The organism is Amycolatopsis sp. NPDC051128, from assembly GCF_040682715.1.
Lineage (GTDB): Bacteria > Actinomycetota > Actinomycetes > Mycobacteriales > Pseudonocardiaceae > Amycolatopsis.
On record NZ_JBFBBN010000047.1, the window covers coordinates 14,375 to 27,015 of the forward strand.

General features: G+C 70.6%; 9 protein-coding genes. 7 read left to right on the top strand and 2 right to left on the bottom strand.

Features of this window, described 5'->3' with window-relative positions:
- Window positions 1–2 precede the first annotated feature (2 nt).
- A complete protein-coding gene (locus AB0M82_RS35100; RefSeq protein ID WP_364731539.1) occupies window positions 3–1,079 on the top strand; it encodes an acyl-CoA dehydrogenase family protein in 1,077 nt (358 codons plus the stop codon).
- A gap of 3 nt (window positions 1,080–1,082) precedes the next feature.
- Window positions 1,083–1,934, top strand: a complete 852-nt coding sequence (locus tag AB0M82_RS35105) for an enoyl-CoA hydratase-related protein (protein WP_364731422.1) — start codon at window positions 1,083–1,085, stop codon at window positions 1,932–1,934.
- A 6-nt stretch (window positions 1,935–1,940) separates the two neighbouring features.
- Here AB0M82_RS35105 and AB0M82_RS35110 read toward each other — a convergent pair whose 3' ends face one another.
- Window positions 1,941–2,693: an FCD domain-containing protein gene (locus tag AB0M82_RS35110; RefSeq protein WP_364731425.1), complete on the bottom strand. Its 753-nt coding sequence runs from the start codon at window positions 2,691–2,693 to the stop codon at window positions 1,941–1,943.
- 165 nt (window positions 2,694–2,858) lie between these two features.
- Here AB0M82_RS35110 and AB0M82_RS35115 point away from each other — a divergent pair, with 165 nt between their 5' ends.
- The gene (locus AB0M82_RS35115) at window positions 2,859–3,719 is read left to right on the top strand and encodes an oxidoreductase (RefSeq protein WP_364731428.1); all 861 of its coding nucleotides are present in this window, start codon (window positions 2,859–2,861) and stop codon (window positions 3,717–3,719) included.
- An 11-nt stretch (window positions 3,720–3,730) separates the two neighbouring features.
- Window positions 3,731–4,642 (top strand): dihydropteroate synthase, encoded by a 912-nt coding sequence (folP, locus tag AB0M82_RS35120; RefSeq protein WP_364731431.1) that lies wholly within the window; start codon window positions 3,731–3,733, stop codon window positions 4,640–4,642.
- Between the two features lie 233 nt (window positions 4,643–4,875).
- Here folP and AB0M82_RS35125 read toward each other — a convergent pair whose 3' ends face one another.
- Window positions 4,876–8,784 (bottom strand): BTAD domain-containing putative transcriptional regulator, encoded by a 3,909-nt coding sequence (locus AB0M82_RS35125; RefSeq protein WP_364731434.1) that lies wholly within the window; start codon window positions 8,782–8,784, stop codon window positions 4,876–4,878.
- A 323-nt stretch (window positions 8,785–9,107) separates the two neighbouring features.
- On the opposite strand from AB0M82_RS35125, the gene AB0M82_RS35130 reads away from it, so the two are divergent.
- From AB0M82_RS35130 to AB0M82_RS35140, 3 genes are all read left to right on the top strand, one after another.
- Window positions 9,108–9,455, top strand: coding sequence for a hypothetical protein (locus tag AB0M82_RS35130; RefSeq protein ID WP_364731436.1), 348 nt, complete (start codon window positions 9,108–9,110; stop codon window positions 9,453–9,455).
- A gap of 661 nt (window positions 9,456–10,116) precedes the next feature.
- Window positions 10,117–12,255: a molybdopterin oxidoreductase family protein gene (locus tag AB0M82_RS35135; protein ID WP_364731439.1), complete on the top strand. Its 2,139-nt coding sequence runs from the start codon at window positions 10,117–10,119 to the stop codon at window positions 12,253–12,255.
- Complete coding sequence (locus AB0M82_RS35140) at window positions 12,252–12,599, top strand: molybdopterin oxidoreductase (RefSeq protein WP_364731441.1); 348 nt, start codon at window positions 12,252–12,254, stop codon at window positions 12,597–12,599. The genes AB0M82_RS35135 and AB0M82_RS35140 overlap by 4 nt, the downstream gene beginning before the upstream one ends.
- Window positions 12,600–12,641: the final 42 nt, after the last annotated feature.

Below are 12,641 nucleotides of genomic sequence, written 5' to 3' on the forward strand. Positions count from 1 at the left end.
CGATGAGTTCGCAGGAAGACCTCGACGAGCTGCGCGCGACGGTGCGGGACTTCCTCGAGGCGAAGGCGGGCGGCGACGAGCCGGGAGTGTGGGCCCAGCTGACCGGCGAACTGCGACTGGCCGGTCTCGCCATTCCCGAAGAGTACGGGGGTGACGGCTTCGGGTCGGTCGAGCTGGGCGTGGTGCTGGAAGAACTGGGCCGCGCCCTGGTGAGCGTGCCGTTCTTCTCCTCGGTCGTCCTGGCCGCCCATGCGCTGCTCGCCGCCGGTGACCCGCTCGCTTGCGCGCGGTACCTGCCCGGGATCGCCGGCGGCACGACGACGGCGACCCTGGCGGTGGCCGAGGCCGACGGCTCGTGGGACCCCCGCCGCGTCGCCACCGCCGCCGCGGAGACCGCGCCGGGCCGGTGGTCGCTGTCCGGCGTGAAGTGCTTCGTGATCGACGGGGCGACCGCCGACCTGCTGCTGGTCGTGGCCCGGACGCGGGCGGGCCTGTCGCTGTTCGCGGTGGACCCGACGGCGCCGGGAGTGTGTGCCGAACCCCTGCGTGCGCTGGACCTCACGCGGGCGCAGGCCCGGGTCACCTTCGAGGCCGCACCGGCGACCCTGGTCGGTGCGGACGGCGCAGGGGAGTGCGTGTTCGGTCCGGTGCTGGACGTCGCGGCCGTGTGCCTCGCGGCGGAACAGGCCGGCGGGGCGCGAAAGGTGCTGGAGACGAGCGCCGAGTACGCCAGGACCCGCCACCAGTTCGGCCGCTCGATCGGCTCGTTCCAGGCGGTCAAGCACAAGTGCGCCGACATGCTGGTGCAGGTCGAACTGGCCGAGGCGAGCGCCCGCGAAGCCGCCCGGCTGCACGACGAGGATCCCGCGAGCCTGCCGGCCGCCGCCGCGGCCGCGCACGCCTGCTGCTCCCGCGCCTACCTGTTCGCCGCCATGGAGAACATCCAGGTGCACGGCGGGATCGGCTTCACCTGGGAGCACCCGGCCCACCTGCACTTCCGCCGCGCCAAGTCCGCCCAGCTGCTGTTCGGCGGTCCCGCGGCGTACCACGAGCGGCTGCTCGCGGCGCTCGGCGTCTGAGCCGTGGAAACCCTGCTGACCGCACTGGACGCGGGTGTCCTCACGGTGACCCTCAACCGGCCGGGCCGGCTCAACGCGATCACGCCTGCCGTCGTTCGGGAACTGCTCGCCGTCCTGGACACCGCCGACGCCGACGACGAGGTGCGGGCGATCATCGTGACCGGAGCCGGCCGTGCCTTCTGCGCGGGCGCGGATCTCGGCGACGGAGGGGGAGCGTTCGACCACCGCGAGGCGGGGGCGGGGCACCGGGACCTCGGCGGCCTGGTCGCGCTGCGGCTCTACGCCAGCGCCAAGCCGGTGATCGCGGCCGTCAACGGCCCGGCGGTCGGGGCGGGCGCCGGGCTGACCCTGCCGATGGACATCCGGCTCGCCGCCACTACGGCACGGTTCGGTTTCGTGTACGCCCGCCGCGGCATCGTGCCGGAGTCGGCGGCCGCCTGGTTCCTGCCTCGGGCCGTCGGCATGCAATGCGCCATGGAGTGGGTGGCCACCGGCCGCGTGTTCGACGCCGCCGAGGCGCTCGCCGGCGGCCTGGTCCGGTCCGTGCACGAGCCGGACGAGCTGCTGCCCGCGGCCATCGGCCTCGCGCGCGAGATCGCCGGGAACACCGCGCCGGTCTCGGTCGCGCTGTCCCGTCAGATGATGTGGCGAATGCTCGGCGAAGGACACCCGATGGCCGCGCACCGGCTCGATTCGCGGCTGATGGGTGAGCTCGGCGGCGGTCCGGACGCCGCGGAGGGCATCGAATCGTTCCTGGCCAAGCGCCCGCCGGTGTTCCCCGGCCGGGTCAGCACCGGACTTCCGCCGGGCTGGCCGTGGTGGCGGGACGAGCCGTTCCGGCCGGCCGGGGCGTGAGGGAGTTCAGGACAGGATGTCGATGAGCTCCGGCACGTCGCCGCGGGTCATGTAGTTGCTGACCTGCTTGAGGTGCTTGCGCCAGAACTCCGTCGCCTGGTCGGCGTCCCGCGCCTGGATCAGGTCCAGCAGCTTCACGTGGGCCCGCTGGACCACCTTGGCCGAGGCGAACGCGGGAACGTCCTCCTGGACGGCCGCGTAGGCGCGGTGGTGGGCGTCGATGAGGTGGAAGAGCATCCCGGCGAGCACGTCGAGCGTGTCGTTGCCCGACAGCTTCACCAGCAGCTCGTGGAACTCCGCGTCGTGTTCGGCGTAGCCCACCGCGTTGCCGATGACTTCCTCGCCCCTGCCGACGAGCTCGGTCAGCGCCTGCAGGTCCGCCGCGGTGCGCTTGCTCGCGAGGGTGCGCACGGCGGCGGTTTCCAGGAGGCTGCGTGCTTCGTAGACGTCGGCGATCGACGCCTTGCGGTACTGCAGGAGCAGACCGGCGTAGCGGGCCGCGACCCGGTTGTCGGGCACCAGCACACGGGCCCCGCCGCGCGCGCCGCGCCGAATGCTGATCAGCTGCTCCGACTCGAGGATGCGGAACGCTTCCCGCAGCGTCGGCCGGGACACGCCGTACTGCTCCATCAGCGCCGTTTCCGACGGCAGCACCTCGTCCTTCGCGACCTCCCCGAGGACGATCTGGCGCCGCAGGTCCGCGGCGATCATCTCGCCCGCCTTCGGTACGCGGACGATGCTCGTTCTGGGCGCGGCCATCACGTCCCCCTTGAGTTGATTGAGTCAACTCATAATACCGGATGGCGCTCCGCGCGCACGGTGCCGGGCGGGCGCGCGTCCCCGGCCTCGTTGACAGCCTGAGACCCGCTCTCTATCGTCTATTCAGGTAGATGATTATTCTGATACCGGCGAGAGGTGGCGACGATGGCACCGGACGCGCAGCCGCGGCACTGGTTGATCACCGGGGTGTCCGGCGGGCTGGGCCGCGCGCTCGCCGAGGCGGTGCTCGACCGCGGCGGAGTCGTCGTGGGGACGCTGCGCGACGAGCGGCAGGCCGCCGCCTTCGAGCAACTCGCCCCGGGCCGGGCGTTCGCGGTGGAACTCGACACCACCGACGGGCCCGACGTGCTCGCCGACGGGGCGGCCCGCGCCGTGCGGCTGGCCGGGCACATCGACGTCCTCGTCAACAACGCGGGCTACGGGCTGGTCGGGGCCGTCGAGGAGGTCGGCGAAGAAGAACTGCGGCACCAGATGGACACCAACTTCTTCGGCCCGCTGCGCCTGATCCGCGCGTTGCTGCCGCACCTGCGTGCCCGGGGCCGCGGCCACCTGGTCAACATCAGTTCGATCGCGGGGTTCCGCGGACAGGCCGGTCTCGGGGTGTACAACGCGTCGAAGTTCGCCCTGGAAGGGCTGTCGGAGGCCCTGATGCACGAGCTGAAGCCGCTCGGCATCGCCGTCACCGTCGTCGAACCCGGTGGCTTCCGCACCAACTGGATGGGGAAGGGCCTGCGCCGGGCCGAGCGGCGGCTGGCCGAGTACGCGTCGGTCGACGACCTCGCCGGCACGATGCGACGGTTCGACGGGTCGCAGCCGGGAGACCCGGCGCGGGGTGCCGCCGCCATCATCACGGCCGTCGAGGCGGCCGACCCGCCGTTGCGGCTGCCCCTGGGGGCCGACGCGCACCGGGCGATCCGCGGCAAGCTCGCCGAGATCGGCCGCGAACTCGACGCCTGGGAGCACGTGAGCGTCGCCACCGCGTTCGAGGCTTCGGCGGCCAGATGAGGCCGGACGTCATGGTGACCCGTCGCTTCGCGGTACCCGCGGCCGGCCGGACGCTCGAGCTGGGCGGCCGGCCGTGGCTGATGGGCGTCGTCAACGCCTCGCCCGAGTCGTTCTCGGACGGCGCGCTGGTCGGCACCGCCGACGCGCAGGTCGCCCACGCGGCGCAGCTGCTGGCCGAAGGCGCGGACCTGATCGACGTCGGCGGCGAGTCCGCGGTCACCAACCGGCCGGCGATCGCCGTCCAGGAGGAGATCGACCGGGTGGTGCCGGTGATCGCCCGGATCACCCGGGAGCTCGGTGCCCTGGTTTCGGTCGACACCTACAAGCCCGAGGTCGCCGAAGCCGCCATCGCGGCCGGCGCGGTCCTGGTCAACGACGTCAGCGGGCTGCGCGATCCGGCGCTGGCCGACGTGTGCGCCCGCACGGGCGCCGCCCTCGTGCTGATGCACACCCGGGCCGCCCCCAAGCAGCGGTTGCAGGACCCCGGCCACTACCCGGATGTCGTCCAGGACGTCCTCGGCTTCCTCGCCGACCGCATGCGGGTCGCGATGGCCAGGGGAGTGGCCGCGGCGGCCCTGATCCTCGACCCCGGCCCGGACTTCGCCAAGACCCCAAGCCAGACTATCGACGTTCTCCGGCACCTGAACGAGCTCCACGCGCTCGGCAGGCCACTCCTGATGGCGGTGTCCCGCAAGGACTTCGTCGGCGCGCTCACCGGCCGGCGCCCGAGCGAACGGCTGGCGGGAACGCTGGCCGCCGTCGGCTACTGCACGGACGCCGGCGGGCACATCCTTCGCGTGCACGAAGTCGCCGCCGTGCGCGAGTACCTGACGGTGCGCGCGGCGCTGCTCGGCGAGCTCCCGGTGGACCCCGCTCTGACACTCGCTGAATCGCTGCGCCACGAGCCCCGGACCGCAGGCTGACCCGTTGTGCCGAGGAACACGGGTTCGCTCGTCATGAGTTTGCTCCGTCATCGCGGACGTCACCGGCCGTCCAGCCCACACGTTCGCGCAGTGCGCGGTCGGTGGCAGGGCAGTGCTTCCGGAGGATCGGATCGTCGGATTGCGCCGGCCGGGATCGTCAGCCGTTCACGGCTCGAAGGCCGCCCGGCTGCCCCGACTCCCTTGACGCCGCCTGCCGATCAGGGTCGTGACCCTCAACCTGGCACGTGAGCGGGACCCGGCTGCGCGCACCAGGTGCCGGCCGCGTCGAGGCACTCGGTGAAGGCCGTGGGGTGCCACACCTTCGTCGGTCGGTTGGCCGGCGCGGGATCGAGGTTCAATGTGGTGGCCTGCGTGACGAAGCCGACCGGCACGGGCAGCCCGTGCTTGCGCCGGGTCTGGTTCCAGCGGATGATCAGACGTTGGCTGGCCTCGGTGTCACCGAGGTCGGCCGCGATGAGGGCCGCGCACAGCGGGGCGGCGAAGGTGTGCTTGAAGTCCGACCGGCCGCGGGCACTCAGCAGGATGTCATGCAGGGTGTGGCGGGCGGTCGTGGGGTCGCCGCACTGTCGTTGCGCCTCGGCCAGCAGGATCTGCAGCGGTACGAACCGCGAGGTCAACTGCGGTTGCGCAGTGCTCAGCGTGGTCAACGCCTCGTGGAGGAAGCGTCGTGCTCGGTCGGGTTCCTGGCATACCAGATAGTGGGAGGCGATCACCCGGCGTGGAGCGGCTTGCTCCGCGGCGTGGGTGACGCTGCCGGCCAGGCCGATGAGGTCGTCGATCAGCGCCGTGGCATAGGTGAGGTCACCGAGGCCGAGCAGGGCCTCGACCATCACGGTGAGCTTCGCGGCCATCGAGGAGCTGCTGAGTTCGAGCTTGCACCGGTCGTAGGCCGCACAGATTTCCAACGTTCGCGTGTAGCGGCCCCAGGTGTTCATCGTGCTGCCGGCGGAATTGAACACCATCCGGGCGTCGTCGCTGTTCGACCAATCCAGCGCAGCAGCGACCGCGGGCTCCACGTCGTCCAGCACAGAGGGGTCGAGCGCGAGCATCTTGGCGTTGAGCACGCCCGCCCGCGCCTCGAGGTGTTCACGACGCCGGTGGGTGGCCAGTTCGTCGACCACCGGGCACAACAGCGTCAGACTGCCGGGAATGTTGCCGAACATCTTGACGACGAGCCCGCGGTGGAACCGCAACAGCGCGTGGATCTCGGGGCTGGCGGCCAGGCCGGGCAGGGCCAGCATCCGCTGCAGCCACGCGCGTCCCTCGGTGAGATAACCCTTGTTCACCAGCCAGAACTCGAATGACTTGGCGACGATCTCGGCCGCGTCGAGTCCATGGCCGGTATCGAGACCGAACTGCAGGCATTGGCGCAGGTTCGCCGCGTCCAGCTCCATGGCCTCCCACCTCAGCTCGCGATCGGAGTAGCGGGGCAGCCGGTCGATGTCCCTGGTGAGCGCGAGCCACCGGTCGAGGTGTCGGCGCATCGTGGTTTTGAACTCTCCAAGGCCGACGAGCCGGGATCCGGCGAACGTCCGAATCACGTTGAGCAGCCGGTACCGTCGGATCCCGGCCACGTCGTAAGGCTGCACGAGCGAGCGATCGACAAGCGCGGCGAGTTTCGCCGCGACCGTGCCGGACCGCAGCGGCGCGAACCCACACACCTCTCCGGCGTCCGCGGCGGTGAACCCGGCTGCGAACACCGACATCCGGACGAAGAGGCGCTGCTGATCGGGCGGCAGCAGCCGGAAGGACCAGTCGAGGGTCGCGTCCAGGGTCGTGTGCCGCGAGTCACCACTCGACGATGTGCGAAACAGCAGCGTCAAGTCGCGGCCGACTCGCTCGACGAGTTCGTGCAGCGGGAAGGCGCGAGCCCGGGCAGCAACGAGTTCGAGCGCCAACGGCAGCCCGTCGAGCCTGCGGCACAGTTCCGCAACGTGGTCGACGTCCGCGCCGGTGATGGTGATCGATGGCGCGGCGCGGTGGACACGTTCGGCGAAAAGCTCAACCGACGGGACGCCCAGCACAGCCCCCTCCGGTTCACCGGGTGCCGGAACGGGCAGCGGCTCCAGAGCGAACACGGCCTCGCCCGGCACGCCGAGCGGCTGCCGGGAAGTCGTCAGCACGACCAGATCGGGGCAACTACTCAACATCCAGGTCACCAAGTCCGCGACGTCGCCGACGAGGTGCTCACAGCTGTCGAGCACCAGCAGCCGCGGTCCGGCCGCGAGCGCCTGCTCGACAGTCGCGTACGCGCCGTCGAGGTCGTCCCCACCATCGCCGGCGCGGAGCAGTGCGGCCAGGGCGTGCACGACCTGTTCGACCGACCTGACCGTGGCAAGGGCCAACGCGAGGCCGGCCGTCCGCCTCCGACATGCTGATTCGTACGCGACATTCACCGCCAGGGCCGTCTTGCCGCAACCTCCGGCCCCGGTCACCGTAACCAGACGTTCGCGGTCGAGAAGTGCGGCCAACCGGGCCGAGTCGCCCACGCGCCCGACCAGCCGGGTGAGGTGCGGGCGCAGACCGACCCAGCCCTGCTCGACAGGGGACGGCGGTGACACCCTGCCGTCGGCCACTTCCCCGTCGATCGAGCGCTTCACAACCAGGTCTCGCGTGCTTCGCAGTGCAGGGAACTCCACGGTCTGTGGCGTTGGTGGGGTTGCGGCAAGGACCCGCGCATGGACGTCCGCGGCAACCTCGGCCAGCGAGCTGCCGGGGCGCGTCGCGGCATGGCGGGCGGTGATCGACAAGGCCGGCGGGAAGCCGCCGCACAACTCGACCAGCTCGTCGACTGCATCGGGCTCGGCAGCCACCCGATCGGCGCCCAAGCGTGCAGACAGCAGGGCGCAGGCCTCGGCGCGGGACAGGACGTCCAGCTGCAGGTGGCGGGCGCTGTGCCGGTCGATTAAGGAGGCGAGCCTGGTGCGGCTGGTGACCAGCACGGTGCACGTCGGACCACCAGGCAGCAGCGGGATCACCTGGTCGGCGGTGGCGGCGTTGTCCAGCACCACCAGCATCCCCCGCCCCGCGACCAGGCTCCGGTACAGCGCTGCTCTGGCGTCCAGGTCGGCAGGAATGCGGTCCGGGGCGACACCCAGGGCGGTGAGAAAGCCGAACAGCGCCGTGTCGGGCGCGACGGGCCGCTCAGTGGGGTTGAACCCGTGCAGGTCCACGAACAATTGCCCGTCCGCGAACCGGTCCAAATGGCGGTGCGCCCACGCCAGGGCCAGCCAAGTCTTGCCGATCCCTCCGGCCCCGCCGATCGCCGCGATCAGCACCGTGCCGGACGTTTCGGCCAGTGTCTCGTCCAGCAGCGTCAGTTCGGCGGTGCGGCCCGTGAACACTGGGGGCGCAGGCAGTTGCCGCGGCACGTCAGGCGCGGAAATATGAGCAAGAGTAGGATCCGTGTTCAGGATTCGCCGGTGCAGGTCGCGCAGTTCCCGACTCGGATCGGCACCCACCTCGTCGGCCAAGCGTGCGCGGATGCTGTCGAATCGCAGGAGTGCCTCGGCTTGGCAGCCGTTGCGGTACAAGGCGAGCATCAACTGCCTGGCGACCCGTTCGTCCAGCGGATGCGCATCCGCTCGCTCGGCCAGCTCGGCGCACAAGGCCGCGTGTCTACCCTGCTCGAGCGCCAGGTCCACGCGGTCGAGGTCGGCGGCGAACCGCTCCCGTGTCAGACTTTCACGGACAGCGGCGATCCATGGCGTGTCCAGCCCGTCGAACACCTCGCCCTGCCACAGGCTGGCTGCCTCCTCCAGCAGCACCAGCGCCCGCGCCCCGCTCCGCCCGCGTGCCCGCTTCACCAGCAGGCGGAACCGATGCAGGTCCACTGCCTCCGGATCCACCTGCAGGACGTATCCGCCGCCCTGCCGCACGATGGCGACTTCGCCCGCCAGCACACGCCGCAGCCGTGACACGTAGTTGCTCGCCACCTGCCGTGCCTTGTAGGGCAACCGCTCCGCCCACACCCGATCCAGTAGTTGCTCCACCGTGACGACCCGGTTCGCCTCCACCAGCAGCACCGCCAGCACACACCGCTGCCGCGCGTGACCAACCTCCACCAACCGATTGTCGACCCGCAACTCGACCGGCCCGAGCCCCCGCAGCTCTACCGCCACGATGCCCACCTCCCCGCACCCCTTACTACTCCGCCTCCACCCGTCTTGCGACCGCTGACCAGGCGATTGCCAGAACGCGGTGTGGTCATGACGAACCGGTAGCCCACCGTCTGCACTGCAGCGGGCCAACAGTCGGACCGGGTCAGCTGCATCACGTCGATGAATCAGAAAGAGGGAATCGTGGTAATGGCCGAGGGAAAGGCGGGGAAAACTACAGCAGTGCGGTCAGTTGACATTGCTACATAACATCATTAATTGATCTGGATCAGGGGAAATTAATGCGTACAGGTCTGCGCAAATTTTGTCTTGGTATCGCGGGAGCCATGTTGGCCAGCTTCGCCGTCGCTACCGCCTCGCCCGCCGTCGCTACTGCCTCGCCCGCCGTCGCCGCGGTGACCTGCGGGCCGTCCGCGCCGGACTACGACCCTGGCTCCGCCCAAGCAGTCAATCAGGTGTCGGGCTACAGCGGGCCGGCGATGCGGACCGGGCCCGGCGGCAATTGCCAGCTCCTCACCCGGGTACCCTGGGGCAATTGGGTCACTCTCAACTGCTACCGCTTCGGCGACACGGTCAATGGTGTCTCAACGTGGTCCGCCGCGCATTATGGAGGGTATTTCGGCTGGGTTTCCGACTACTACCTTTCCGGCAGGGGCAGTAATTACGCATGCTAGGCGTAGATCGGTGAGCCGTGACCTTCTCGATCAGGTCGAGGGTGCCGTTCCTGCACCCTCGACCTGAGAGCGTGTTTGAGATCTTGATCAGCGTGCCGGCACGGCGCAGGTTCTCTTCCTTCACACGGCCGACCGCCCGCGATCGACAACACCGCCGCCACGACCTGGGTGACGACCACCGACCACGTGAGGAGCACGAACCAGCCCGCCCCGCCGGCTCGGCCAGGATCATGCCGGTCGGCCCGCTGCCGATGAGCTTCCCGGTCCCGACCAGCACGCTCAGGAACGCGGCCCAGGTCGTCGGCCTCGGCCGCGGCCCGCCTCGTCCACCGACGCGTCCAGCCCGATCATGACGCTCCTCCGGCTCCGCCCCACACCCTCTGTATCGGGCGGGTGAGGACGTCGCAACACCCGATCAGCGGCAGAAGAGGGCAATTCCTGGGTGTCCTCGGACCCACGTTCGCCGCTACCAAAATCACGTGCGTTGTGCCCGGCCGCGGTGGTGGCGGGAATGCGCTCGTTCACCGCTATCGCCCGCGGGGTGGCCGATGTGCCCACCGAGTTGCCGACCGGTCTGCGTGCCAAGGTCGGCGCGGCGGGCCAAACTGGGTTTTACGTCGTGGCAACCGCTTGGTAATTCTGGTCGTCGACTCTGACTGAAATGAGTGTCGCGACGCGGACACATTGCCCCTACTGCTCGCTGCAGTGCGGTATCCGGCTCACCTCACAGCTCAGTGGCACGCTTGAGCTCGCCGGGCGCGAGGACTTCCCGGTCAACCGCGGTGGGCTCTGCATCAAGGGCGCGCACGCCGCGGAGCTGATCAATCATCCCGAGCGGCTCACCACCCCACTGGCTCGTGAGCGGCGGGGACAGCCGCTGCGGCCCGTGACCTGGGATGACGCGCTCGACCGCGTCACCAAAGCCATCACCCGCGCCCAGGACGTGCACGGCCGGGACGCCGTTGGCTGTTTCGGCGGGGGCGGGTTGACGAACGAGAAGGCCTATCAGTTCGGCAAGTTCGCCCGGGTCGCGCTGCGCACGGCGATGATCGACTACAACGGCCGGTTCTGCATGAGTTCGGCGGCGGCAGCGGCCAACCGGTCCTTCGGAATCGACCGCGGCTTGCCGTTCCCGTTGTCGGACGTGGCCGACGCCGAGGTGGTGCTACTCGTCGGCAGCAATCCGGCCGACACGATGCCGCCCGCGATGCAGTGGTTCGCGGCGGCCCGTGATCGCGGGGCGCGCCACGTGGTGGTCGACCCGCGTGAGACGTCGACGGCGAAGCTGGCGCGGCGGCACCTGCGGTCGGTGCCGGGCACCGACCTCGCGCTGGCCAACGGGATGCTCCACATCGCGATCCGCGACGGGCTGGTCGACCAGGCCTACATCGCGGCCCGCACCACCGGCTGGGACGCCGTGCGCCGGGCGGTACGGGCGGACTGGCCCGACCGCACCGAGCGGATCACGGGCGTCTCGATCTCCGACATGACAGCCACGGTGCACGACCTTGCCACTGCCCGTGCGGCCATGATCCTGACCGCACGGGGTGCCGAGCAGCACGCCGACGGCACCGCCACCGCCACGGCCTGGATCAACCTCGCGCTGGCACTCGGGTTGCCCGGGCGCGGGCGGGGGTCCGGGTGGGCCACCGTCACCGGCCAGGGCAACGGGCAGGGCGGGCGCGAGCACGGGCAGAAGGCCGACCAGCTGCCGGGCTATCGCAAGCTCGCCGACCCGGCCGACCGCGCGTTCGTCGCCGACGTGTGGGGCGTCGACCCGGACGAGCTGCCCCGCCCAGGCGTTTCGGCCTACGAGATGCTCGATCGCCTCGGCACCGACGGGGGTGTGCGGGTGCTGCTTCTCGCCGCGTCCAACCCGGTGGTGTCGGCACCCAACGGCGCACACGTCGCGGAATGCTTCGGCGCGCTCGACTTCCTCGTCGTCACCGACTTTTTCCTGTCCGAGTCCGCCCGCTGTGCCGACGTCGTGTTGCCTACCACGCAGTTCGCCGAAGAGGACGGCACGCTGACCAATCTCGAGGGCCGGGTCGTCCGGCGACGCCGCGCGGTGGCTCCTCCCGCCGGGGTGCGCACGGAGCTGGAGATCTGGCACGAGCTCGCCTCCCGGCTGGGGCGCGGCTCGGGTTCACGGGGTGAGCACTTCCCGACCGACCCGCGGGTGGTCTACGACGAGCTGCGCCGGGCCAGCGCGGGCGGGATCGCCGACTACAACGGCATCACCTGGGAGCGCCTCGACGCGGGCGAAGAGCTGTTTTGGCCGTGTCCCGACGAGGCCCACCCGGGATCGCCGCGGCTGTTCGCCGAACGCTTCCCGACACCGGATGGGCGCGCCCGCTTCGTCGCCGTGACCCACCGCGGCGCCACCGAGCGGCCCGACAAGCGGTTTCCCTATCTGCTCACCACCGGCCGCTCCCGCAGCCACTACCAGTCCGGCGTCCAGACGCGCCGCAACGCCGCGCTGCTGGAGGCCGAGCCTGTCGCATACGCGGAGCTGCATCCACGGCTCGCGGGCGAGATCGGGGTCGCTGACGGCGAGGCCGTCCGCCTCACCACCCGGCGCGGCAGCGTGGTCGTCACGGCCCGCTACACCGACGGGATCCGTCCCGACACCGTGTTCGTGCCGTTCCACTGGGCCCGCGTCAACGACCTGACCAGCGCCCGGCTCGACCCGACGTCGCGGATGCCGGAGTTCAAGTCCTGCGCGGTGGCCGTCGCCGCCGTCCGGGCCCGCCGTCCCGTCCACCACCCTGATCCCCGACCCGAGGAGCTGCACCGATGATCAGCAAGCCGGTTTTCCTGCAGGGTATCTACGCCTTCGAAGGGGCGGGCACGGGAAAGCCGGTGCCGCTGCATGCCGATCTCACCTACACGGTGCCCGGGGGTGTCACGACCCAGCCGCTGTATTTCCGCGGCGGCAACGACACCGACGAGCTGGTGACGGTCGTGCTGGTCCGCGAGGGCACGCCGATGCGCTACTTCCCGATCGGTGCCCGCGCGAGCACTCACGTCGCACTCGCCGTGGTCGAAGACATCGACGACGGCACGACGTTGGAGCTGCAGCTCGCCGCGCGGGAAGGGCTCACCGGCACGGTGGTCGTCGACCTCGGGCTGGTGGAGGTCTGACCTCGCTCCACGACGGATCACGGCAGCCCGTTCGGAGGGATC

Excerpts from the sequence above, each read along its gene's own strand:
- AB0M82_RS35110 (WP_364731425.1), bottom strand. The coding sequence starts at position 2,693 with ATGGCCGCGCCCAGAACGAGCATCGTCCGCGTACCGAAGGCGGGCGAG.
- folP (WP_364731431.1), top strand. The coding sequence starts at position 3,731 with ATGGTGACCCGTCGCTTCGCGGTACCCGCGGCCGGCCGGACGCTCGAG.
- AB0M82_RS35100 (WP_364731539.1), top strand. The coding sequence starts at position 3 with ATGAGTTCGCAGGAAGACCTCGACGAGCTGCGCGCGACGGTGCGGGAC.
- AB0M82_RS35115 (WP_364731428.1), top strand. The coding sequence starts at position 2,859 with ATGGCACCGGACGCGCAGCCGCGGCACTGGTTGATCACCGGGGTGTCC.
- AB0M82_RS35140 (WP_364731441.1), top strand. The coding sequence starts at position 12,252 with ATGATCAGCAAGCCGGTTTTCCTGCAGGGTATCTACGCCTTCGAAGGG.
- AB0M82_RS35130 (WP_364731436.1), top strand. The coding sequence starts at position 9,108 with ATGTTGGCCAGCTTCGCCGTCGCTACCGCCTCGCCCGCCGTCGCTACT.
- AB0M82_RS35135 (WP_364731439.1), top strand. The coding sequence starts at position 10,117 with ATGAGTGTCGCGACGCGGACACATTGCCCCTACTGCTCGCTGCAGTGC.